The organism is Flavobacterium sp. SORGH_AS_0622, from assembly GCF_030818825.1.
Taxonomy (GTDB): domain Bacteria; phylum Bacteroidota; class Bacteroidia; order Flavobacteriales; family Flavobacteriaceae; genus Flavobacterium.
Genome location: NZ_JAUTAX010000001.1, coordinates 2,959,291 through 2,985,543, shown reverse-complemented (window position 1 = coordinate 2,985,543; position 26,253 = coordinate 2,959,291). Strand labels below are relative to the sequence as shown.

At 35.5% G+C, this 26,253-nt stretch carries 15 protein-coding genes; 5 read left to right on the top strand and 10 right to left on the bottom strand.

Annotation, left to right across the window (positions count from 1 at the left end; translation table 11 throughout):
* Positions 1–1,125 carry an XdhC family protein gene (locus QE431_RS12730; protein WP_307296417.1) on the top strand — a complete coding sequence of 375 codons (1,125 nt, stop codon included), beginning with the start codon at positions 1–3 and terminating at the stop codon, positions 1,123–1,125.
* Positions 1,115–1,717, top strand: a complete 603-nt coding sequence (locus QE431_RS12725; protein WP_307296412.1) for a nucleotidyltransferase family protein — start codon at positions 1,115–1,117, stop codon at positions 1,715–1,717. Before QE431_RS12730 ends, QE431_RS12725 begins: the two co-directional genes overlap by 11 nt.
* Before the next feature lie 29 nt (positions 1,718–1,746).
* Here QE431_RS12725 and QE431_RS12720 read toward each other — a convergent pair whose 3' ends face one another.
* Positions 1,747–2,889, bottom strand: coding sequence for a cysteine desulfurase family protein (locus tag QE431_RS12720; RefSeq protein ID WP_307296411.1), 1,143 nt, complete (start codon positions 2,887–2,889; stop codon positions 1,747–1,749).
* A 349-nt stretch (positions 2,890–3,238) separates the two neighbouring features.
* Here QE431_RS12720 and QE431_RS12715 point away from each other — a divergent pair, with 349 nt between their 5' ends.
* From QE431_RS12715 to QE431_RS12705, 3 genes are read left to right on the top strand one after another with little or no spacing between them, the layout of a single operon-like run.
* Entirely contained in the window at positions 3,239–3,877 is a 639-nt protein-coding gene (locus QE431_RS12715; RefSeq protein ID WP_307296407.1) for a 2Fe-2S iron-sulfur cluster-binding protein, read from the top strand.
* A complete protein-coding gene (locus QE431_RS12710) occupies positions 3,874–4,854 on the top strand; it encodes a xanthine dehydrogenase family protein subunit M (protein ID WP_307296405.1) in 981 nt (326 codons plus the stop codon). Before QE431_RS12715 ends, QE431_RS12710 begins: the two co-directional genes overlap by 4 nt.
* A 7-nt stretch (positions 4,855–4,861) precedes the next feature.
* Positions 4,862–7,066, top strand: a complete 2,205-nt coding sequence (locus QE431_RS12705) for a xanthine dehydrogenase family protein molybdopterin-binding subunit (RefSeq protein WP_307296404.1) — start codon at positions 4,862–4,864, stop codon at positions 7,064–7,066.
* Positions 7,067–7,425: 359 nt separating this feature from the next.
* Here QE431_RS12705 and QE431_RS12700 read toward each other — a convergent pair whose 3' ends face one another.
* From QE431_RS12700 to uxuA, 9 genes are all read right to left on the bottom strand, one after another.
* Positions 7,426–7,989: a DUF2911 domain-containing protein gene (locus tag QE431_RS12700; RefSeq protein ID WP_307296403.1), complete on the bottom strand. Its 564-nt coding sequence runs from the start codon at positions 7,987–7,989 to the stop codon at positions 7,426–7,428.
* A 132-nt stretch (positions 7,990–8,121) separates the two neighbouring features.
* Positions 8,122–9,918, bottom strand: coding sequence for a glycoside hydrolase family 2 protein (locus tag QE431_RS12695; protein WP_307296401.1), 1,797 nt, complete (start codon positions 9,916–9,918; stop codon positions 8,122–8,124).
* A 140-nt stretch (positions 9,919–10,058) separates the two neighbouring features.
* Positions 10,059–12,467 carry a glycoside hydrolase family 2 TIM barrel-domain containing protein gene (locus QE431_RS12690; RefSeq protein WP_307296399.1) on the bottom strand — a complete coding sequence of 803 codons (2,409 nt, stop codon included), beginning with the start codon at positions 12,465–12,467 and terminating at the stop codon, positions 10,059–10,061.
* Between the two features lie 72 nt (positions 12,468–12,539).
* On the bottom strand, positions 12,540–13,733 hold the full coding sequence (locus QE431_RS12685; RefSeq protein WP_307296396.1) for a glycoside hydrolase family 88 protein: 1,194 nt from the start codon (positions 13,731–13,733) through the stop codon (positions 12,540–12,542).
* A gap of 257 nt (positions 13,734–13,990) precedes the next feature.
* A complete protein-coding gene (locus QE431_RS12680; protein ID WP_281865892.1) occupies positions 13,991–15,511 on the bottom strand; it encodes a RagB/SusD family nutrient uptake outer membrane protein in 1,521 nt (506 codons plus the stop codon).
* A 12-nt stretch (positions 15,512–15,523) separates the two neighbouring features.
* Positions 15,524–18,526, bottom strand: coding sequence for a TonB-dependent receptor (locus QE431_RS12675; RefSeq protein ID WP_307296392.1), 3,003 nt, complete (start codon positions 18,524–18,526; stop codon positions 15,524–15,526).
* Positions 18,527–18,934: 408 nt separating this feature from the next.
* A complete protein-coding gene (locus QE431_RS12670) occupies positions 18,935–23,023 on the bottom strand; it encodes a two-component regulator propeller domain-containing protein (protein ID WP_307296390.1) in 4,089 nt (1,362 codons plus the stop codon).
* 124 nt (positions 23,024–23,147) lie between these two features.
* Positions 23,148–24,776: a DUF4955 domain-containing protein gene (locus tag QE431_RS12665; protein ID WP_307296388.1), complete on the bottom strand. Its 1,629-nt coding sequence runs from the start codon at positions 24,774–24,776 to the stop codon at positions 23,148–23,150.
* A 204-nt stretch (positions 24,777–24,980) separates the two neighbouring features.
* Positions 24,981–26,165 carry a mannonate dehydratase gene (gene uxuA / locus QE431_RS12660; RefSeq protein ID WP_134141981.1) on the bottom strand — a complete coding sequence of 395 codons (1,185 nt, stop codon included), beginning with the start codon at positions 26,163–26,165 and terminating at the stop codon, positions 24,981–24,983.
* Between the last annotated feature and the right edge of the window lie 88 nt (positions 26,166–26,253).

Here is a 26,253-nt window from a genome sequence, read left to right as displayed (position 1 = left end):
ATGAAAGAAATCAGCGAAATACTAAAAGCATATTCTCGAGCAAAATCCGAAGGAAAAAAAACAGCCCTGGCTACTGTAGTTAAAGTCGAAGGATCTTCATACAGGCAGGCAGGCGCACGAATGTTAGTTACAGAAGATGGTTTGCTGACCGGCGCAATAAGCGGCGGATGCCTGGAAGGAGATGCTTTACGAAAAGCACTTCTCTCGATTAATCAAAAACAAAATAAACTAGTCACTTATAACACAAGTAATGAAAATGATGCCGAAGTTGGTCTACAGCTTGGTTGTAACGGAATAGTACATATTCTTTTTGAATACATTGACGATGAGGTTCAGAATAATTCAATTCAGCTTTTACAACAATTAGAATTAGAAAGGAAAGAAGCTGTTATTGTTACTGTTTTTTCTTTGAAAAGAAATGCTTCTCAGATTGGAACCACATTATTTTTCAGAAAAGACAGTCCTATTTTAAATCATAATGATGAAGTTTTGAGTTTAATTTCGGATGTAAAAGAAGTTATTAAAACCAAAACCTCTGTAGTTAAAAAACTTCAGGGAAAAAATGATGATGAAGCTTTAATTGAATATATAAAACCTCCAATTTCTCTAGTTATTGCAGGCGCAGGAAATGATGTACAGCCGTTAGTAGAAATGGTTTCGATTCTAGGATGGAAAATTACCGTTGCGGAAGGTCGTGCCACTCATGCCGTACAAAAACGTTTTCCAAAAGCAGATCAAGTTTTTGTTACAAAGCCCGAACAATTTTTAGAGCATATTAGTATTGACGATCAAACGTATTTCGTTTTAATGACGCATAATTACAAATATGATCTCGGAATTCTAAAATTATTACTAGAAACAGACTGCAAGTATATTGGAATCTTAGGTCCAAAATCAAAGTTGAACCGAATGCTGGATGATCTCGAAAAAGAAGGTGTTTTTCTAAATGAAGAACAGCTCAATAGAATTTACAGTCCAATCGGACTAGATATTGGTTCTGAAACAGCAGAAGAAATTGCGCTTTCTATTGTCTCTGAAATTAAAGCGTTTTCTACCGAAAGACAAGGAGCTTCTTTAAAATATAAGTCAGGTAAAATTCATGATGAAATTCATTATGGAAAATAAATTCCAAAATAAAATAGGCATTGTAATTTTGGCTGCAGGGAGTTCTTCCAGATTAGGACGGCCAAAGCAATTATTGCAGTACAAAGAGACAACGCTTTTAAATAATACAATTTTAGAAGCTTCTAAAGTTCAAAATTCGTTTGTGGTTGTGGTAACAGGCGCAAATAGTGAAAGTGTTTTAAAAGAGCTTAATTCTGCTGAAATAACTACTTGCTTCAATCTAGATTGGGAAACAGGAATGTCGTCTTCAATTGTAAAAGGTTTAAACGAGATACTGCTTTTAAATCCCGATTGTGAGCAATGTATTTTTGCAGTCTGTGATCAGCCTTTTGTAACGACTTCAATATTTGAAAACCTTATAAACGAATATGTTAAAACAGGAAAAGCAATTGTTGCTTCTGCCTATTCCAAAACTTTAGGAACGCCAGTCTTATTCCATAAAAAATACTTTCCTGAATTATTGGAATTGAAAGGACAGGAAGGCGCAAAAAAACTCATTAAAAAGTATGCTGAAGATACGGCTTCCATTATCTTCGAAAAAGGAAATATTGATATTGATACCGAAGAGGATTATGATGAGTTGATTTGTTGATTTAGGTTCAAAGATGCAAAGTTTTTTTCTTATATTTTCGAGTAAAGTTCACGAACCAAAAAAAGCACACGATCAATAACAATATCGATTTCTTCTTCGGTAGTAAATCTTCCCAAACTAAACCGAATCGAACTCAAAGCTTCTTCATCCGGTAATCCCATTGCTTTTAAAACATGAGAAGGCTCAGAAGTTACTGCCGAACAAGAAGCTCCGTTTGAAACCGAAATTGTGCCTAAAGCCATAATAAGTTGTTCTGAATTGACACCTGGAAAACATAAATTTGAAGTATTACAAATGCGATTTTGAGTGTTTCCGTTTACAAAAGAGCCTTCAAATTGAAGTAATCCTGATTCTAATTTATTACGTAATAATTCAATTCTATATTGATCTTCTTTTAATTCATTTACAGCTATTTCACACGCTTTACCTAAACCAATAATTCCAGGGACATTTAGCGTCCCACTTCGTAATTTACGCTGCTGGCCGCCTCCAAGTATCTGTGAAGTTAATTTTAGTTTGGCTTTCGCCGAAATATATAGCGCACCAACTCCTTTTGGACCATAAAACTTATGCGCTGATAATGCTAAAAGATGAATCCCCAAAGATTTAACATCAATCTGGATTTTCCCGATGGCCTGAGTAGCATCACAAAAAAACAGCACATTTTTAGCTTTTAGAATCTTAGAAATTTCAGTTATATCTTGTGTGACACCTGTTTCATTATTAGAAAACATGCCAATGAAAACCAGTGTTTTATCGGTTAGTATTTCTTCTAAAAGTTTAATATCTAAAATGCCGTCAGAACTAGTTGGTAAATACGTTACTGTAAAACCTATATTTTCCATAAAAGCACAAGTTTCAAGTACGGCTTTGTGTTCAGTAGCAATTGTAACAATGTGTTTTCGATCCTGATCGGCTAGACCTTTTATCGCTAAATTAATTGCTTCTGTTGCTCCAGAAGTAAAAATGATTTCTTCTGCATCTGCATTAATTAAATCTGCTGTCTGCCATGCAGCATTTTCAACGGCTTCTTTAACGGTTAATCCCGCAATATGCTGACTAGTCGAGTTGGCATATAAATCTGTAAAATAAGGAAGCATAGCTTTTAGAACTCGGTCATCAACTCGAGTTGTAGCATTATTATCCAGATAAATATTTTGGTTTTGAAACATAATTTTGACTTATTCTCGTAAAAATACAATTTTGAAAATTCCTAAAATTAAAAAAATGTATAAATCTATGTGTCTGTTTTTTAACGCAGAGTCCACAAAGGTTTAATAAGTAGAGAGATTTATAAAAATACAAAGTTCACAAAGCTGGGATTGATGAAGCTTTGAGGGCTTAGCGTTTTTTTTAAATAATCTATATCAAAAAAACTTAATGTTCTTGCGGTTAAATTTATGAGAAACTGTAATTATTCTAAATAAGCGCAATGTTTGAATTTTATAACTTTTTGTGAATTAAGATTGTTAAATTTGTTAGAATACCTAAAGTGATTTTGCTAATTTAAAGATAGACTGAATGGCTTCAAAAAAAACAAATCCGAATAAAGTAAGTGTGGAAGACTCCAATTCCCGCCGAGACTTTATAAAAAAATCAGGACTTTTTACCGCTCTCGCCTTGACACCGCCTTCATTGGTAATGGCATCCGAGAATAAATGGGACGAAAAAATAGCGGAATATTTGGAGACAGTACCGCTTTCTATCGAAGTAAATGGCAAAAAACACAATCTTAACATCGAACCAAGAACCACTTTACTAGATTTGTTAAGAGAACAATTGCAGCTTACTGGAACCAAAAAAGGATGCGATCACGGACAATGCGGTGCATGTACGGTTCACGTAAATGGAACCCGAATTTTGTCGTGTTTATCTTTGGCTTCGATGCAGCAAAATGCACAGGTTACTACAATCGAAGGTCTTTCAAAAGGAAAAAAACTACATCCTATGCAGGAAGCTTTTATCAAAAATGATGGTTTTCAATGCGGTTACTGCACGCCAGGACAAATTATGTCTGGAATTGCGTGCATCAAAGAAGGCCATGCTAACAGCAGGGAGGAAATCAGAGAATATATGAGCGGTAATATCTGCAGATGTGGTGCTTATCACAATATTGTTGATGCTATAACTGAAGTGAAGGAAGGAGGAAAGGAGATATGAAAAATTTTCAGATCATAAGAGCATTGTCAGCAGCATCTGCTGTTTCAAACATCAAGAAAGAAAAAGAGGCGATGTTTATTGCCGGCGGTACGAACTTGGTTGATTTAATGAAAAAGAATGTAGTGGCTCCAGATAAACTGGTAGATATTACAGCTTTAGATTTAAAACAGATTGAATTTTTAAAAGGAAAAGTTTCCATAGGAGCATTAGCCAAAAACAGTCAGGTTGCGGAAGATGCATCCATTAAAGAAAAACATCCTTTGTTGGCTCAGGCTTTGGCAGCAGGAGCTTCACAACAAATAAGACATATGGCAACAGTAGGCGGTAATATGTTACAGCGTACTCGCTGTTCGTATTTTTACAATACGGACATGCCTTGTAATAAACGTGTTCCTAAAAGCGGCTGCGGCGCTATTGGCGGTGTAAATAGAATGCACGCAATTTTTGGAGCTTCAGAAAGCTGCATTGCCGTTCATCCAAGCGATATGTGCGTGGCGATGGCTGCATTAGACGCTAATGTTTTGGTAGAAGGTCCAAAAGGAAAAAGACAAATTAAATTCACAGATTTTCATCGCCTGCCGGGAAATACGCCAGAAAAAGACAATACTTTGGAAGATAAAGAATTGATTACTTCAATCGAAATTCCAGATAATAATTTCACTAAAAATGTACATTATCTAAAAGTACGTGACCGAAGCAGTTATGCATTTGCATTAGTTTCTGTTGCTGTGGCTTTAGATCTTAAAAATGATAAAATTAATGATGTCAGACTTGCTATGGGCGGTGTGGCACATAAACCGTGGCGATTAACTGAGGCAGAAGAATTTCTGAAAGGGAAAACAATTTCAGAAGGGATTTTTAAACAGGCAGCAGATTTAGCAATGAGAGGCGCCAGAGGTTACGGTGATAATGATTTTAAATTAACACTAGGAGCCAATGCCATAACAGAAGCACTTACAATAGCAGCATCAAAATAATTAGATTATGAGCAAGACAAGTAATATTAATAGAGTTGACGGATTTGCTAAAGTAACAGGTTCTGCAACATATTCTGCCGAATATAAAACGCCTGGTGTTGTATATGCGTGTTTGGTTGGAAGTACGATCGCAAAAGGAAGAATCAAAACCATTGATACTAAAAAAGCAGAGTGGGCGCCTGGAGTTTTGGCAGTTATCACACATTTAAATGTGGATAAACCTGTTGGCTATCAAAAGGCGAAAGACAAACATAATTTCGGTCAGCCGCTTCAGATTTTTAAAGATGATTCGGTTTTGTACTACGATCAGCCGATTGCATTGGTTATTGCCGATACTTTCGAGCGTATGCAGTATGCAGCAAGTTTAATTAAAGCCGATTATCTCAAAGAAGAACATTCGACCGAACTTAAAAAAGCTGCCGACAAAGAGAAAAAAGTTGAAACCGATAAAGGAAATGACTACCATCGAGGTGAACATGACGGATATAAAAATGGAGAGGTTGTTTTCGAAGCAGAATATACCATTCCAACCGAAGTTCATAACCCGATGGAACTGGCAAATATCATCGCAAAATGGGATGGAAATAAACCTATTTTATATACCAAAAGTCAAGGTGTTGAAGGAACTCGTAAAAGTGTTGCCGGAGTTTTTGGTGTACCTGTTGAAGATGTTGAGGTGCATTCTGAATATCTTGGAGGTGCATTTGGAATGGGTTTACACACTTGGCCTTATGAAATCGCAGCTTTAATTGGAGCAAAAAAACTAAATCGTCCGGTAAAATTAGTTCTGCATCGCGAGCAAATGTTTACCAATGTTGGATTCAGACCCTATACCATTCAGAAAATGGGTTTAGGCGCAACCAAAGAAGGCAAACTGACTGGCTTAACACACGAAGCCGTTGCGATGACTTCCAGCTATGAGGATTTTATGGAAGGAACTGTAAACATGTCCCGATTTATTTATGATTGTGCAAATGTTTCTACGCGTTATCGAATTGTTCCTTTGGATACTTGTACACCAATTTGGATGCGAGGTCCAGGCGAGGCAACGGGTTCTTTTGCATTAGAATCTGCTATGGATGAAATGGCGCATAAATTAAATCTGGATCCAATTGAATTTCGAAAACTGAATTATGCCGAAAAAGATCTGGAACAAAATAAACCGTGGAGCAGTAAATATCTTTTAGAATGTTACGAAGGTGGTATGGAACGTATTGGCTGGAAAAACCGTAAAAACAAACCTGGTTCAGTGAAAGAAGGCGACTGGCTGGTAGGCTACGGAATGGGAACGGGAACTTTTGGAAGTTACAGAAACCCAACAGCTGTAAAAGCTAAATTTTTAGCAGATGGAAATTTGGTACTTCAATGCAGCGTAAATGATATGGGACCGGGAACGGCAACTATGATGACTGCAATTGGCGCTGAAATTACTGGAGTACCGCCAGAAAATGTAATTATTGAAATGGGAAAAAGCGGACTGCCAAAAGGTCCCACACAGGGAGGTTCTGCCACAACTTCATCTGTAGGTTCTGCAGTTCATGATTCTTGTAATTTATTAATAAGCAAAGTGCTTGGGCTGGCAAGTGAAAATCCATCTCTAAAAGGAATTCCGATTACAGATTTAACTTTTTCAAATGGTGTGATTTCATCTAAAAAAGATACTTCCAAAAAAGTTGATTTAACTTCATTGCTTACTGCTAATAAATTAGAGGGAATAGAAGTTGAAAATCAATCGAAAGGTACAGAGGAAGCTAAGAAATATTCTATTTACTCATTTTCAGTACACTTTGTAAAAGTATTAGTGAATCCGAATTTGGGTAAAATAAGATTAGCGCATGTTGTTTCCTGTGCCGATATCGGAACGGTTATCAATCAAAAAACATCTGCGGGACAAATGTACGGCGGTGCGGTAGGAGGAATCGGAATGGGATTGATGGAAGCTCTCGAAATCGATCATCGTTTTGGAAGACCAATCAATAATAATTTCGCCGATTATCACGTTCCCGTAAATGCTGATATTGAAAAACAGGAAGTTTTCTTCGTGAATAAAAAAGACCCAATCAGTAACCCAATGGGAACAAAAGGTCTTGGAGAAACCGCTTTGGTAGGAATGGCACCTGCAATTGCAAATGCTGTTTTTAACGCCACTGGAAAGCGAGTAAGAGATTTACCAATTACATTAGATAAAATTATAGAAACCGTTAAGGTTTAAAAAAAAAGAGACATTGTCTCTTTTTTTTAGTTTCAATAAGATGAAATATGTCGCTTCTCTGGAGCTTGAATTTCATGACTTAGAATTTTCTATAACTATTAAGCTCCGCTGGAGCTATTAAATGTTCTAAAGAAAGTCCCAGCGGGACGAAATATTTATAGAAATCACAAATCAGTTTCTCATTTCCAAAAGCCCCAGCGGGGCGACATAAACCGTTATTAAAAACAATCTAATTCAAACATAGCGAGATTAAAAAAAACAAACCTTGCAAACCCTGTCGTCTTTACCGTTAAATAAAAAAAATCGCAAAGCTTAAAAAAACTTTGCGACTTTTTGTCTTCGTGGTATATTAGTAAAACTTATTTAATCGTAATTGGCAATTCAACCGTTGTTTTATCCCATCCTATAACTAAGTTGGCAACAGAACCCTGTGTAGTAAAAGCGATTGATAAAGCTTCGATTACATCAGATACTGGTTTAACAGGAACTGAAACTCTTACAACATCTTTACTTTGGTCATAAGCATAAGCGCCCCATAAATCCAATTCTTTGTTGATAATGATAGTCCATTTATCTTTTTCAGGAATAGCAAATAAGCTGTAAGTTCCTGCTGGAATATTTTTACCGCCAATTGTTACTGCTTTGTAGAATTTTACCTCTGTATTTTCATTAGCACCAACTCTCCAAACTTCTCCAAATTTCACAATATCTCCAAAAATTGTACGTCCTTTTACAGAAGGTCTAGCGTAAATAACTTTGACAACTGGATTTGGATTATCTGTTTTTTTGAATTTTACTGCTTTGTTTGGGAAATAAGAAATGTCAACTGGACTTGCATCAAGCGGAGCAAACTTTACTATGTCTTGAGCTTGAACTGTGAAGGCAGCAAATAAAGTAACTGCCAGTAAACTTAATTTTTTCATAGGATTACAATTTTTAGAATAACTACAAAGTAAGTTAATAATGAAGAAAAATCATATAATTACAGTTTGTTTTTTGTTAATGAATTGATAACATTTTTTATTTCTGATTGAAATGATATGAATAGTTTTTTCTTATTCGTTTTTCTTTTTGGCGTACCAGTCCTGCATAATGTAAAAAGCTTTCTTTTTATTACCATCGTTTGAAATTAATCCTTTACGATTGTATCCATCCTGAATACCGGGAAGAAGACGTTTTGGAGATCTAAAATCAACTAAAATCCATGGACTTAATCCGCTTAAGTGGGGAATTTTTTCGATCATTTTTAAGTTCTGAATGTATAAATATTCCTGATATTCTTCTGTCCAGCGTTCGTTCTTTTCTCCGTGAAAACCTTGCTTGGCATCTCCTCCAAATTCAGAAACAATAATAGGCTTATTATATTTCGATTTCCATGTTATTTTTTCAGCATCTTCAAGATTACCGCCGTACCAGCCTAAGTACTGATTAAAAGCTACAACATCCAATATTTCTCCAATTGGGTCATCAATTGTTTCTTTTTTAGTTAATAAAGCCGCGCTGATTAATCTCGTATTATCTAGTACTCTTGTATGTGCCGCCAAATTTGTGATAAATGTATTTCTCGCATCTGAGATTGGTGTTTCATTCGCCATTGACCAAATAATAATCGAAGCTCTGTTTTTATCTCTGATGATAGAAGCCGTTAATTGATCTTCAGCATTTTGATAAGTTTCTTTGTTAGTAAATTCTACCGTCCAGTAAACTGGAATTTCTTCCCAAACCATTAATCCCATTTTATCAGCTTCTCTAACCATGTTTTCGTTATGCGGATAATGTGCCAGACGAACATAGTTGCAGCCTAGTTCTTTTGCCCAATTCAATAAACGCAATGCATCTTCTTCAGAATTAGCGCGTCCGCCTTTAGCGTTTTCTTCGTGAATTGAAATTCCTCTTAAAAAGATTGGTTTTCCATTTAATAAAATTTTATCTCCCTGTGTTTCAATTGTTCTAAAACCAATTTTATCATTTAATTTATGTCCACTAAAATTAACGGTTACATCGTATAGTTTCGGATTTTCAGGTGACCAATAAGAGATTTTTTTCACAGGAATTTCAAAGTTTAAAATACCGCCGGCAGCAATTTTTCCTTTGTAATTAATCTTCAATTCAGGAATAGCAATCGAAACCTGATTTTGTGCCGAGTTAAAATTATTGATTTTAATGAATCCAGAAATAATACTGGCATTATTCTTTTTAAGCTGAATCGTATAATCTTCAACAAATGAATTTTCTTCCTCAATTAAAGTTATATCACGAGTAATTCCGCCATAATTCCACCAATCGGTATTCACAGTTGGAACATCTTCTTTATGGCGCGTATTATCCACTTTTATAACCAAATAATTGTCTTTTGGTTTTACAATTGAAGTAACCTCATAATTAAAAGGCGTAAAACCACCAATATGAGTTCCTAGTTTTTTTCCGTTTAAATAAACATCAGCTTTGTAGTTGATGGCGCCCAAATATAAAAACAGACGTTTGTTAGCTGCTAAATTGTAATCGAAAGACTTTTTAAACCAAACATTTCCTTCATAATATTTCAGTTCCGTAACCTGCGAATTCCAATCGCCAGGAATAGTAATAGTTGGCGATTTATCAAAATCATATTCTACCAGCTCCTGTTTGTTTTGAGCATGGTAATTAGTGAAAAATGCGCCTTTTGCTGGTTTTTCCTGTTTGTCGTACTGATCAAGGTGAAAGCTGTAAAATCCCGTTTGATAAGGATCTATAATGTAATTCCAAACGCCGTTTAATGAAGTCGTATTTCGGTTTGGAACGTTTGAGATTAAATTTTGTGCAAATCCCAGAAAGGAATAGGTAAGGAGTAATGTGGTTAATAGTCTTTTCATTGTATTATAATTTGTTTTGTAATTGTGTTTTTGCCACGAAGACGCTAAGGCACGAAGTTTTTTTTACTATTTTTTTGTCAGGATGACAACTAGACTAAAAAAAACTTAGAATCTTAGTGTCTTAGCATCTCAGAATCTTTTTACTCAACAGAAATCTTCAAATATTCCCCTTTAAAACTCTGATTTAGTGCCGTCATTTCAATCGGATTGCCTGAACCGTCTGGAACAACTTCAATAGAAGCCTTTCCGTTTGCCATTTTTATCGATTCACTTCCTGTTGGTGTTCCTTGATTTTTTAAGGTTTTACCGCCTTTCATACATTGAAAATAAACACTTGCTTCATAATCCAGACAGCGTAAATTATTGTTGTCAATTGCAATTGCTGTTACCAGATAATTACCGTTTTTCAGTTTTTCTGAAGATAATTGCAAAGAAGAGGCCGTGTCATTTTTATTGAAACGATAATTCACTTTTATAGTATCAGAGACCGTTTTGCCATCTTTATTTTTGCCAATAGCAATTAGGATATTTTCTCCTTTTTTAAAATTGACATCCCAAGTTAAACCATTTGCAGGATATAGCGAAAGATTTCTTTGTTTTTCGCCAAGAGATTTTCCGTTATGAAGTAAAGTCACTTTCTCGCAATTACTGAAAACGCTTATGGTTCGTGGCGTATTTTCTGGACCTTGACGTTCTGTCCAAGTATGTGATTCAATGTAAGCGAAAGGTTCTTTTGCCCAATAGCTTTTAAAAACATAATACGCATCTTTTGGAATTCCGTTTCGGTCTGTTAATCCTTTTTGGTTCATATACGGAATATCATCTTCTGGACGCAATGGCGTAGCAAAATCCTTAAATGCCCATTGAACATTTCCCACGAACGTTGGATCATTCTCGGATATATGCAAATGCCAGTCAAACAAATCAACTATATAATTTTCGCTCCAATCGCCAATTTGAGCAATATTAGCGACTTTAGTCTGTACAATTGCTTCTTCCCAGCCTTCGGCTTTAATCACATTTTCGCCTGTAATTGGATTTTCGCTATGACGGCCAACATGACTGTCTCCGCCATATTCGGCATGAATAAAATGCTTATATTCTTTTTTGTAAACATCAATTGCTTTTTGGTAGCTTTTATAACTTCCAGAATACCAGCCAGACCAAATCGAAGGTGAAAAAACATCCACAATATGCGATCCTTCATAATATTTTCTAATCGCAGTTTTTCTAGTTGGATCCAGTTTATGAGCAATCTCGTTTAGTTCATTTAAAAAAACGTTGGTTTTATCTGCATTATCACCGTCAGGAAAGTCTGGAAGCCAATTGATTTCGTTTCCAAGAGACCAGATAATAATGCTCGGATGATTATAGTTTTGAGTAATGATTTCCTCAAGCATGTTTTTGGTATTTGTTTTCCAGACATCGTTACCAATTCCGCCACGGCACCAAGGCAGTTCATCCCAAACCAAAAGACCAAGTTCATCACAAGCTTTATATATTTCAGGGTCTTGTGGATAATGTGCTAAGCGAACAAAATTAGCGCCCATTTCTTTGATTGATTTCATATCGGCCCAATGCTGTTCGTTGCTCATAGCAGCGCCAACTCCGGCTTGCTCTTCATGACGATGCGTACCGCGAATTAGCAAACGTTTTCCGTTAAGGTAAAACGGACCATGATCTTTAAATTCAAACCATCTAAAACCTACTTTTTCAGAAACACTGTCCTTAATTTGATTTTTTTCTGATAAAACAGCACTTAGTTTATATAAATTAGGTTTTTCGGTATCCCAAAGTTCTGGATTTTTGATATTTTCGAAAGTAATTGTCGAAGTTTTATCGGTAACAGGAATTGTTTTACTTGCTACTTTTTTTCCTTTCGGATTTTTAAGTGTTACGGTTAATGATAAATCTTTTGAATTATCTGGATTTACAAAAGTAGAAACGATTTGCACTGAAGCTTTTTTGGCAGAAACTTCAGGAGTTGTAATTTTTATATTTTCGATATGATTTTTGTATTTCGAAACCAGCCACACATCGCGCGTGATTCCGCCATAAATAAAGAAATCACTCTTTTGAGACGGGATAATTTCGATGTCGTAACTATTATCAACTCGAACAAAAATATCGTTGTTTCCTTCTTTAATAAAGTTGGTAATGTCTATTGAAAAGCCTATATATCCGCCAATATGCGAACCAGCTTCTTTTCCATTTACATATACTTTTGTGGTAACATTTGAACCTTCAAAATATAAGGAATAAACACGGTTTTTATCGATTTGCGGAATGTCTAATTTCTTCTGATACCAGCTGGCATCGCGTCTGTAACCCGGATATAAGTCGGTTGCATCTTCGGCGTTCCAGGTATGTGGTAAATTAAGAGAAATCCAGTTTGAAGCTTTTTCGGCTTCGTTGAGGTTTGAAGTATGATTTTCTAAATAAAGCCATTTGTCATTAATGTTTCTTTTTGTCTGAGCAGAGCTGCTCAGACAAATTTGAAACAAAACAAAAAGCGCAAAAATTGAAAAAGTTTTATTCGGTTTATTCATAGTTACAAAGGTTCATAGTTACAAAGGTTCAAAGGTTTTCTGGCTCAAAGATTCAAAGATTCAAAACCTTTGTTACTTTGAACCTTTGAGCCTTTGCACCTTTATTAATGCTTCTAGAAAATAATAATCGGCGTAGATTATTGGTTCATCAATTTCATCGTGTTTAGGCCAGTTTCCTGTGCTGTGGTCAAAAAGAAAAGGCGCTTTAATTGTGGTGTCTAAAATGTATTTATCGGTTTGTACCGAAGCCATCATTTTATCGGCGAAAGCCAGATAAGTATCATTTTTAGTATAACCATACAGCTCATATAATGCTGATGCCATAACCATTGCTGCAGAAACATCACGAGCCGCATTTGGAATACTCGGATCTTTAAAATCCCAATACGGAATTCCATCTTCTGGCAGGTTTTTATTGGTTATAAAAAACTTAGCTGTCGCTTCTGCCTGTTTTAAATAGGCAGGATCTTTTGTATATCGGTAGGACATCGTAAATCCGTATACTGCCCAAGCTTGCCCACGTGCCCAAACCGAATCGTCATTGTATCCTTGAAGTGTGGTTTTCTTTCTAACTTCGCCTGTATTCGGATTATAATCAATAACATGATAACAAGAGTTATCTGCTCTAAACTGGTTTTTTAAAGTTGTATTGGCATGCTGAATCGCTATATCACGGTATTTATTGTTTCCTGATAATTTTGAAGCTTCAAAAAGCAATTCCAGATTCATCATATTGTCGATGATTACAGGATAATCCCAAATTTCCTTGTTGAAATCCCAAGAACGAATCGAACCCACTTTTGGATTGAACCTTGTACACAAAGTTTCAGCGCCTTTAATAATTACCGCTTCGTACTCTTTATTGTTTTCCACTTTTAGAGCTTCTCCAAAACTGCAAAACACTTTAAAACCTACGTCATGCGAATTACTGTTGACACTTTCTTTTTTGCTGAAAGGAGTCCATTTTTGAGCTTGTTCTTTATATTTTGAATCGCCTGTAAGTCGGTACAATTGCCAAAGATTTCCAGCAAAAAAACCGCTCGTCCAATCTCTCGACGGCACTTTGCGAATTTCAAGAGTTTTTATATTCATACTTCTAGGCATAGACATCGAATCGACTGGATAATCGAGTAACATTTTGTAACGCGTTTCCAGTTTTTGTGTACTTGCTGAGGTTGTTTTTGCTTGAGGATTAATTCCGGGCTTGCACGCTGTCACCAGCGATGCAAACCCAAGAATTAAAGAAATGAAACTGACATTCTTCATATTAAATATTTTGTAATCGTAATTTTTAGACGCGAATTTGACAGATTCGCTATCGCGAAAACGCGGATTTATACGGATTTTTTTATTACGCCACGAATAATTGTTTCCGCAGATTTTACAGATTGAGCAAATTAAATTAAAAAGCAATTTAATCTGCGTGAAGTAAAAATCAGCCAAATCTGTGAGATCTGCGAGAGAAAAAATCCGTATAAATCCGCGTTTTTGCGATAGCAAATCCGTTTTATCCGCGTGCAATATTAATAACCAGGATTATTTGGTTTTAAATTCGGATTGATTGCCAATTCTGTTCCCGGCAATGGCCATAAATAATCTCTGTTTGGATCAAAATTTGGATGAGGTTCAAGACCATTAGGACCAAATACTTCAGGACCATTTTTTAGTCTCTTAATATCGTACCATCTTATATATTCAAAGGCCAATTCTAATCTTCTTTCATCAATAACCATTTTTCTAAAATCTGTCTGAGAAAGCCCCGGAGTTACGTTTGCAGGAAAAGAAACTAGTTTCCCTGCTTTATTTCTTGCTCTTGCGCGAACACGGTTTACATACCCATCAGCTTCGGTTGTTCCGGGATTGATTTCGTTTAAAGCTTCAGCAGCCGTTAGTAGAACTTCTGCAAAACGCATTGTAATGTAATTGTGCTGCGAAGTTCTTCCGTTTGCACCTGCTTTTCCTGGAAAGCGGAAATATTTTGCAATGTGCGGACGAGGCGCTTTCTCATTATCGCTTGAAGGATAAATTTGCAATGAACCGCCTGGACCAGTTTTCTTTCTGATAATCGTATCAAAGCTTACTGCTCTTCTATAATCTCTTTGATCCCAAGTTTGAAATACTTTTAAAGATGGAACGGCAACAGAAAACCCTTGTCCGTAGCTGTAACTGTCATCTTTTAAAGATCCTGTAAAAAATGCTGTATAATCCTGACCGTAGTTTCCAGAAGTTAAGTTGTTAAAATCAACTGTAAATAAAGGTTCTTTAAGTGAAGCTGTTTTTGTGGCATTAAACAAATCTTGAAAATCAGCATCTAAACCTAAACCAAATTTGGCTTCGTTTGTAATTACATATTTTGCTTCATCATAGGCTTTTTGGTAATTGCCTAAAGTCAGATAAACAGATGCTAAATAACCGGCTGCTGTACCTTTTCCTGGCACTGCTTTTACTTTTGGTTTGTCATCAAGCCATTGTTTTGCAAATTCTAAATCGGCAATGATTTTTGGGTAAACATCTGCTTCTTTGGTTTTACTTAAAGAGTTTACCTGCGCCACATCATTTACAACAAAATCAACATACGGAATATCACCAAAAAGGCGCACCAAATGATAGTACGTAAAAGCTCTTGCAAAATAAGCCTGAGCCACAATTGCATTTACTTTTGCAGGATCGCCAGGTGTTTTCTTAGCGCCTTCAATAGCTTGATTGGCTGCGGTAATTATTACGTACGACTGCGGCCAAAAGTTTGCAACAAGCGCATTAGTATCATTCATACTCATATCATTTACATCGATACGCGCGGCCTGAGTAGTTCTGTCGCCAATATCTGCCATGTCATCGCGAAGCATTAAGGCAATTGTAAATTCTCTTCCCCAATAATTATTGTGGGCAATATTGGCAAAGGCTCCGTTTACAGCGGCTTGTAAATCGTCTGTATTGTTAAAAAAATTATCTGGACGAATAATTCCTACTGGTTTTTCTTCCAGATCAGAACAACTGAAGAAAGTCATTGTTCCTAAGCAAAGAAGAGCTATATATTTTTTCATAGTGGTTTTAGATTAAAATTTCACATTAAATCCTGCTGTAAATGTTCTCACGTTGGGATATCCTCCATAATCCAATCCTAAATTGGTATTACTTCTTGAATTGGTGTCGTTTAAGTAATTCGTTTCAGGATCTGAACCGGGATAATCTGTAATCGTCCAAAGGTTTTGCGCACTGATGTAAAAACGAACTTTACTTAATCCCATTTTCGAAACAATTTTTTCATCTAAACTATATCCTAAAGAGATGTTTTTCAAACGAATGTAACTTCCATCATACACAAATCTAGAAGTGATTCTTTTGGTTCTGGCAGCATTTGCAGGAACATTTGTATCTGTATTTGTTGGTGTCCAAGCATCTAAAACCTCAGTTGTTGCATTGTTATTTCCCGAGGCTAATTCCATCAAAGTATAGTTTAAGATTTGATTTCCTTGTGAACCTTGGAAGAAAATATTTAAATCCAGATTTTTATAAGTGAAATCATTGTTGAACCCGAAGATGAAATCTGGATTTGGATTTCCGATGATTGTTTTATCCTGAGAATCTAATTTTCCGTCGCCATTGTAATCTCTGAATTTTTCTCCTCCTGCAGCTGTTTCAAAATTTCCTGGCAACACCGCTTCACCTTGCTGAATTACGCCGTCATAAATAAATCCGAAGAAAGAACCAACTGGCTGACCTACTCTCAAAATCTGAGATTCAGTTGCCAAGAAGTGGCCTGGAGCAGAGTTGATTAAAAGATCTTTATTATCAGCTAGTTTTAGTACTTTATTTTTGTTGGAAGAAATATTAAAGTTTGTTGACCAAGTAAAATCGGCACCAATGAAGTTTTTGGTATTAATTCCTAATTCCCATCCTTTATTTTCTAATTCTCCAACGTTTTGCAGCTGTGAAGCAATTCCTGAAATCCCAGGTAATGGTCTGTTAAACAATAGATCTTTAGTAATTGTTTTATAATAATCAGCCGTAATACTGATTCGGTTATCAAACAAACCTAAATCAATTCCGTAATCCTGCTGATAGGAAGTTTCCCATTTCAAATTCGGATTATCCAAAGAAGTCAATTGTACCGCATTTACAATTACGTCACCGCTCACATCATAAATTTCAGAGAATCGCGATAAAGTAGAGTAGGCGCCAATTGAAGGGTTTCCTGTTGCTCCATAACTCGCTCTTAATTTAAGATTAGAAACTGTTTTGCTATCTTTTAGGAAATTCTCTTTTCCTATGTTCCATCCAATTGCACCAGAAGGAAAAGTTCCGTATTTGTAGTTTTTACTAAAGCTTGAAGAACCGTCTCGTCTGGCTGTAAAAGTTAGTAAATACTTATCGTCATAATCAAAATTCAACCTTCCAAAAGCAGAAATCAATTCCGTTTCAGATAAATTAGAATCTGGTTTTAAAAATACAGTTCCAGCGCCTAAATTTCTATACGAATTGGTATTGGTTAAAAATCCTCTTGAAGCAGCATATGAACTTTCATTTTTATTTTTTTGATAGGAATACCCGCCAAGAACCGTCAAAATTCCTTTTTCAATAATTTCACGTTTGAACGTCAGGTAGTTTTCTGTTAAGAAAGAAGAAAATCTGGTATTATTTACAGAAGCTTCTCCTTTGATATTTTTTCCGGCAATTAAAGTAGAAGGAATAAACCTTCCCGTTTGCGAATTATTATCGGTTAAACCTAAAGTAGTTTTAAAATCAAGATCTTTAGTAATCTGATATTGGGCAAAGAAATTGCTTCTGTTTACAATAGAAACCGTTTCCAGAATATTTTCCATTGCCGTAGCGTACGGATTATCAATATCATCCCCAATTGGAGCTGTTGTAGTGTAAGTTCCGTCAGCATTGTAAATTCCTTTGTCAGGCATAAATCTGTACGCAGCTGCAATTACACCCGCAGCACCAGTTCCTCCAGCTCCTGTCTGGCTGATAATTCCTTCTTTGTTTTGTTTGCTTGTAAAAGTATTTAAACCGACTTTGAATTTTGGAGACAAATCAGCTTCTAGATTTCCTACGATTGTATATTTATCAATACCTGAATTAATTACCACTCCATCTTGGTTGAAATACGTTCCCGAAACATAATATCTCACATTGTCAGATCCGCCAGAAAATGACAATTGTGTATTCGAAATCATTCCATCTCGGTAAATAACATCCTGCCAGTCTGTATTTGCAGGTCCTTGTGTGTGCGTTGTAAAACTTTGTCTGTACGCTGCAAACTGATCAGCATTTAATAAATGTAATTTGTTATTTACTGATTGGATTGAAGTAGAATTACTAAATTCAATAACAGGTTTTCCTGGTTTTCCTTTTTTAGTCGTTACCATAATAACCCCGTTTGAACCTCGAGATCCGTAAATTGCAGTAGCCGAAGCATCTTTTAAAACCTCAATAGAAGCAATATCCTGAGGTGCCGGCATCGAAACTCCTGCAAAACCATCAACTACAATAAGTGCATCACCGCTGGCATTAATCGAAGTTCCGCCACGCACCCTGATTTTTACGGGAGCACCAGGTTCACCACCATTATTAGTCATTACAGAAACACCTGCAGCACGACCTTGCAAAGCTTGTTCTGCATTTAAAAGTGGAAACGCGGTTAATTCTTTTGCTGTTACAGAAGATACAGAACCAGTAATGTCGCTCTTTTTACGCGTTCCATAACCTACTACAATTACTTCGTCAAGGGCTTTTGTATCTGGTTTTAAACTTACGTTGATTACGGTTTTGTTTCCAACTGGAATTTCTACAGTTTGAAATCCGACAAAATTGAAAACTAAAACAGCATTTTTTTCTGAAACGATAACAGTATAATTTCCGTCCATATCTGCAGATGCGCCTACAGATGAATTTTTAATATAGACATTCGCCCCAGGAAGTCCGAGTAAATCTTCGCTCGAAGTAACTTTTCCAGTTACTTTTCTTTCCTGCGCATTCATCATGAAATTTACCAGTAAAAAAGATACCAGTAAACACCATTTAAACGGTTTGTTTTTTTGGTTTGTAAACATTCATTTTTTGGTTTTAAGGTTAATAAGTTAGATAAAGTAGAAAAGCAATAAACTCATTCCGATTATCACAATGACAAACAGAATCTGTAGTAATAAGAAGTTTGTTTTTTTGATTTTCATATGGCAAATGTAGAAGCCAAAAAAGAAATAGAAATACAAAAAAGGGTATCTAAAAATACAGATACCCTTTTTTAAGCCTTTAAAAATGCGGATTGTTTACGTAAAATGTGAGATGTGAGATGTGAGATGTGAGATGTGAAAATTGAAAAGTGAAATGTTAGACGTGAGATGTTAGATGTAAAAAGTGAAAAATAAAAAGTAAAAAGTGAAAAGTAAAAGATGTTCACATCTAGCAATTCAAATTTTCACATTCACACATTTCACATTTCACATCTAACATTTCACACTTTACATCTCACACTTTTTATAAAATTTGTCTGCATATTGCGACGGCGTTTCTCCGTATTTTTTTTGAAAGCATTTGCTGAAGTATTTCGGATTGTTAAAACCGACTTTATAGCTCACTTCTGAAACATTTAGTTTGTTTTGTTCTAATAATTGAGCGGCGCGTTTTAATCTGATTTCGTGAATAAATTCGTTTGGTGTGCAATTGGTCCAAGCTTTGATTTTTAGAAATAACATGGTACGGCTGACACCTAATTCTGAACAGAAGAACGGAATGTCAAATTGTTCGTTTGAAATGTTTTCTTCTACAATCTTGAATGCTTTTTTCAATAATTCTTCATCCAAAGAAGAAACGGTGATTTCTGATGGAATAAAACTGTCTTCGCTTGAAAATTTGATTTTTAAACGTTCAGTCGTGTTTAGAATGTTTTTAACGCGAAGTCTGAATTCCATTAAATTGAATGGTTTACTGATATAATCATCGGCACCGCTTTCCAATCCTTCAAATTTATAAACCAATGAAGATCTTGAAGTCAGAAGGATAACCGGAATATGACTGGTTTTAAGGTTTTCTTTTATTTTCGAGCAAAGTTCTGTTCCAACCATTTCTGGCATAATTACATCGCTGATAATCAAATTTGGAACAAATTTTAGAGCTTTTTCAAAAGCAATTTTTCCGTTTTCGGCCTCAATTATATTATAGTCTTTTTTGAGCAGGTTTTTCATGAATTTTCTCAAAACCTTGTGATCTTCAACAATTAATATTGTCTGTTTTTCTTCGTTTACAATTAAATCTTCGATGTCTTCGTTTTCAATTACTTCCGATGGTTCTAATTGTGCTGTATATTGTGCAATATCATCACTGATTTTAAAATCGGGAATAATTTCGCTGTCTAAAAGGTGGTTTCGCCCAAGCGGTAGTGTAACCTTAAAAATAACACCGCCCGTTGGTTTGTTCTTTACATCAATATTTCCTTTGTGCAGTTTTACAATGTTTTTTACAATCGAAAGTCCAATTCCAGTTCCTTTATTGTAGTTTTTTTGAACTTGATTGTGCATCGGAATTTCAAAAAACAAATCAAAAATTTTATCGATGTGTTCTTCCGAAATACCAACTCCAGAATCTTCAACAGCAATAAAAAGATTTTTTTGGTCGTGATTTATTTTAATGTTGATTGAACCGCCTTTTGGTGTATATCGAAACGCATTGGAAATCAAATTATAAAAAACACGTTCGAGTTTGTATCGGTCAAAATAAACCAGAATTTCTTCATCATCAGTTTCAAAAGTATACTCGTAACCGCCGTCTTTGGCATATTCTATAAACGATAAAAAGATTTCCCTGGTGAATTTTACAATGTTTCCGTTTGCAGATTCCAGCGTTGCCTGATCGTTTTCGAGTTTTCTAAAATCCATTAATCTGTTAATTAAGCTTAGCAAATGATTCGCGCTACCTTCAATTACTAAAAGCTTTTTATACATTTCGTTCGTTCCGTTATAGTCAGCCAGAATTTGCTGTAAAGGACCTAAAATCAATGTTAAAGGTGTTCTGAATTCATGCGAGATATTGGTAAAGAAATCCAGTTTAGCACGGTTGTTTTCTTCCACACGTTTACTTTCCAGATATTCCAATTCGAGTTTTTGTTTCAATCTGGCTTTCGATTTCATAATCCAGATCAAACCGTATAATCCTAACCCAATTATGATTCCGTACAACAAAAATGCCCAAATACTGCGCCAAGGAGCCGGATTTACAATTACGGTAAGTGTCGTTGGAGTTTTGTTCCAAATGCCGTCGTTATTGGCACCGCGGACTTCAAAAGTGTAAGTTCCTGGATTTTGAATAGCAAAATTGGCTTCTGAATTTTTTGTAGTGGTCCAGTTGTTTTCCAAACCCGTTAAGCGGTAGCTGTATTGATTGTTTTTGGATCTAATGTAATTTGGAATTGCAAAGTTTATAGAGAAATTGGCTTTGTCATAATCTAATGTAATAGTCTGCGTAAAACCAATGCTTTTCTCTAAAATTTCGGCTGAATCGCCTGGATTTATGGTTTCATTTTTAATTTTTAAATCAGTAATTAAAACCTGCGGCGCATATTGATTTAAGGAAATTTTCGATGCATCAAAATAAGTCGCACCAGACGGGCTTCCAAAATAAAATTGATTTGAACTTAATTTTAAAGCCGAATTGTCATTGAATTCATTACTTGCTAATCCATCTTTTTGATCGTAAATGACAATGTTTTTTTGATTTGTATTGTATTTGATAATTCCCTGATTGGTGCTGATCCATAGGTTTTTATCATCATCTTCTAAAATAGAATGTATAGAAGTTATTATAGTATTTCCAATTCTGAGATTGATGCGGTTGAATTTTTTTCCATCAAAATAATGAAGTCCTTTTGCTTTTGTTCCGACCCAGATTTTGTTTTGAGAATCCTGAAACAAAGTCAAAATATCATCGCCTGATAAAGAGGAATGATCGTAAAAGAAATGCTGAATTGCATATTGCTTCGGATTAAAATTTCGTAACGGGATGCGGTTCAGTCCGTTTTGAGTTCCAACCCAAAGAAAATTATGTTTGTCGACTAAAATAGTTCGGATAATATTATTGGTCAGAAAAACAGATTTTGTATTGTCGTTTCCAATTAGCTGGAAAGTTTTATCTGTTGTATTATAGCGAATTAATCCCTTTCCAAAAGTTCCAATCCATAAAATACTGCCTTCTGTTTTAAGAGAATATACGCCGGTTTCTTTCAGTAAATCCGTTAAATCAGAAGCAATTCGATTGTCTTCAATTCTTTTCGTAATCGTATTGTAGGGAGATAATCCTTTAGAAAAAGTACCAATCCATAAAATACGATCGTCAGAAAGACACATCGATTTGATGTCATTTTTATTGCTTTGACCAGTTTTACTGTTGATGTAACTTGTGGTTTCTGTACTTTTATTATAAATCGTAATGCCGCCGCCTTCTGTTCCAAAATAAATGTTCTGGTTTTTATCTGCAATAATCGAACTCACAACATCAAAACTCATCGGGATCTTTTTCGAATTCTGATTGTAGTTAGAGAAATTGACATTGGAAACGTCCCATAGATTCACGCCTTTATAATAACAGCCAATCCAAATAGAACCTTTTTTGTCTTTAAAAAGTGACTTTACTTTGTCGATTCCGTTACTGTTATTGCTGTTGTTTATTTTCTGCAGACTTTTATCCAAACCTAAAATATAGATTCCGTCATAAGCTCCAATCCATAAAGAACCTTGATTGTCAATTACTAAAGATCGAATGTCTGTATTAATTTCTCTGAACTTTTCATTATCCAAAAAAGAAACATAAGATTTCTGTTTTTGATCGAATTGTAAAAGACCTTTATTCTTTGTTCCAACCCATAAATTACCGTTTTTATCTTCAATAACCGACTGCACATTCAATAAATCAAAATTATTCAGCGGATAATTTTTAAACTGAAATTTACCGTTTTTTCGATTGGTTAGCTGACATAAACCTTTTGTGGTTCCAATCCAAATTTCGCCTTTTTTGGTTTTTAGAATGCTTAAAATATTATTGCTCGGAAGGGTAGAAACATCATCGTCTGAATGGAAAACCGAAGTAAATAATTCAGATTTTTTATTGTAAATCGTTAATCCTTTTGAAGTTCCAAACCACATTTCGTCGCCAATTTCCTTAATGCTCCAAACGGCATTATTGCTTATGGTATGATTGGCTTTGGTATGCAGATATCTTGTAAATTTATTCAAAACAGGATTATAACAGTTTAAGCCATTGTAAGTTCCCACCCAAATTTTTCCCGAGTTATCTTCTTCAATTGCAAGGATATCATTGTTGCTGATAGAAGATTTATCATTCGCATCATTTCTAAAAATAGAGAATCGGCTACCATCGTATTTATTCAATCCGTCTCGTGTACCAAACCACATCTGCCCAAATTTATCCTGATGGATGGCAATGACAGAACTCTGCGAAAGCCCGTCGGTCGTAGAGATGTTTTTAAGACGGTATTTATTTTGGGAAAACAAATTTCCGCTGATAAATACGATAAACAAAAGAGCTATTTTGAATTTCATAGCGCGTAGTTTTATATTGTGAATTGAATTCTCGCAAAGTCGCAGAGTCGCAAAGTTTTCTTTTTTAAGTTTTTTTAAATTTTCTCTTTGCGTCTTAGCGACTTTGCGAGATTAAATAAGAACTTTACTTCAATCGCTTTTTTAATTGATAATCGTACAAAGACGGAATTTTTTCTATCGCTGTATTTAAAAACTCAATATAAGGATCAACATCGTATTTGATTTCAAATTTCGTATTTCCATGAACGCCAATAATTCTGGCGAAAGCACCGTCTTTCATTCCGTATAATAAAACAGGTTTAGTCTGATCTGGGTTTGAGACCTGAACATTTAAGTTCCAAAAAGTACTGAAAGGTCCGTGCGAAGGTTTCCAGTAATCCGCTCCGCCGCCGCCAAATAAGTAAAAGCTGTTATTTTTATCAGCAGTAATATGAACCGTAATATTATCAAACAAATTTTGATGATTTGCTCCTGAATGCTGGTCTAAAAGAGCATCTTCAAAAATCTCACAATTTTGATATACATTTTTGGTAGAAAAAGTATTGAAACTCAACGGGTGAACTGCTTTATTGTAGATTTTTAAGTTCTTGACTAAAACATTATGAACGCCTCCCAAAGTTACGGTATAATGCGATAAATGAGGACCATCGGTAATGATATCCTGAACGGTTACATTAGAAACTTCTTCGGCTAGAATACCGCTGTCGGCATTGGTAATTTTGACGTCTTTTACCCAGCTGTTAAAAAGGCGCGTTAGGAAAATCGCATTATTTCCGGGTTCAACGTGATGCGCCACTCTCGGAATATCTGGAAAAGTAAACCGAAGATGTTCGATTCCGACTTCATTTAAATGTTTCCATTCAACGAGTTGTGCTTGGTAACTTGGCTTTATTGAAATAGTTAAAGGTGTTTTTAAGGTAATTTTAGAACCAGATATTTTAGCGATTTCAACTTGCTGTCTTACAATTGGAAGTTTTGGAAATTTCCAATGATGCGAACCTGGTTTGACTTTTGCCCCTTGATATAAATCTTTTATAATTTCGCCGTTTTCGCCATCCTTATTAAACAACTGCAATTCGACAATATCGCCTACTTTTAAATTTTTCACTTCGGAAATATTAATGACAAATTCACCCATTTTTCCAGAACTGACTTTTGCTAACACATTAGGTTCGGGCTCATATTTATCCAAATAAGATTTCACACGTTCATTGGGAATCTGTGTCCAGATAAACCCTCCCGACCATGCATATTGCGAAAAAGGCAAATCAATATTATTTTCGGGTTCGCGTTGTCTTTTATCAAAAGAGGTTAGGTATTCGCGAAGTTCCGCAAGAGATTCAGGATCTTTAAGATACATCATTGGTCTTGGGCAGTAGATTTCAGTTCCGTTTTCACCAGAACCTGCACCGCGAAGTACAAAATTGCTTCTTTCGATGTAGAGAATATCGCTTAGAATAATTCGGCCTGCGGGTAATTGTAAAATTACATTTCCATCGACTGCATTTGCTGCTTTTAAAGCTTTGAGGAATGCTTTTGAGTCGTCTAGATTGTCATTTGCTTTTACGCCAAAATCAGCGGCGTTAATAATTTTTCCTTCGGTTTCTGGAAGTTTGCTTTCTCCAAAGTGATAACCTGCATAGCTAAAATCAGGAAGGTAATTGGTTTTTTGAGATAGAATTTTGGGTAATTCCTGCGCCATTGTAATATTTACAACAAGGCTGCAAAAGATAGTTATGGCTGGTCGAATCATGGTTTTTGTGGTTGTGTGGTTAGTTAGTTTTTTTGCCGCGAAGGCGCGAAGGCGCTAAGTTTTTTCTTTCACGCAGATTTAAGCAGTTAATTTATTCAAAAATAATCTTCTTAAATCTGCCAAATCTGCGTGAAAAAATCTCCTTAATTCTTGTAATCTGTGGCTTAGAATAAATCGCAACCCAGCGCCTTTGTGGCAAGCAAATTATAAAGATCGTTTGATCCCCAATTCAAGTCCTCGCAATTCTGCCAAGCCTCTTAAACGGCCAATCGCAGAATAACCCGGATTTGTTTTTTTCTTCAAATCATCCAGCATTTGGTGACCGTGATCTGGACGCATTGGTAACTTGCTGTTGTTTCTTTTTTCGACTTCTAAAATTGCTTTTACCACTTCGTACATATCAACATCACCTTCAAGATGATTGGCTTCGTAGAAACTTCCTTCTTCATCTCTCTGCGTACTTCTTAAGTGAATAAAATTCATTTTATCGCCATGACGTCTTACAATTCCAGGTAAATCATTATCGGCTCTAACGCCATAAGAACCTGTACACATGGTAAATCCGTTTGATGGAGAAGGCGCTGCATTCATTAATTCCACTAAATCTTCTTCGGTGCTTACTACTCTTGGTAAACCTAAAATCGGGTAGGGAGGATCGTCTGGGTGAATAGCCATTAAGACACCTTTACTTTCGGCAACAGGGATAATCTGCTGTAAAAAGTAGAATAAATTATCTTTTAAAGCCTGTCTGTCAATATGATTATAAGCACTTAAAGTTACTAAGAAATCTTCAACCGTATAAGCTTCTTCAGCACCTGGAAGTCCCGCTAGAATATTGCGTTGTAATTTTACCTTATCTTCATCTGTCATGGCTTCAAAATAGCTTTTTGCTTTTTGAATTTGAGTTTCAGAATATTCTTTTTCTGCGCCTGGTCTTTTTAAAATAAACAATTCAAAAGCAGCAAAAGCATTAATGTCAAAACGAAGCGCTTTAGAACCGTCTTCAACCGTATAAGATAAATCGGTTCTTGACCAGTCTAAAACGGGCATGAAATTATAGCAGACACATTTGATGCCGCATAAAGCCAGATTTCGAATGCTTTCTTTATAATTTTCAATGTATTGAAGGTAATTTCCAGTTTGTTTTTTAATGTCTTCATGAACCGGAATACTCTCCACAACCGACCAAGTTAAACCAGAAGCCCCTTTTTTAGGATCACCGTTTTCGTGTTCAATTTCGACTTTTCGTTTAATGATTTCGTCGATACTCCAAACTTCTCCATTTGGAATATGATGCAATGCGGTTACAATTCCGGTTGCTCCAGTTTGTGCAATATCTTGTAAAGAAACAGGGTCATTTGGTCCGAACCATCTTAATGTTTGTTCCATGTTTGATTTGTTTTTAGTTTGATTCCTGCAAGGTTTCTAAAACCTTGTTGGTATGTTTTTTATTTATAGAAATGATAATTTAACCTAC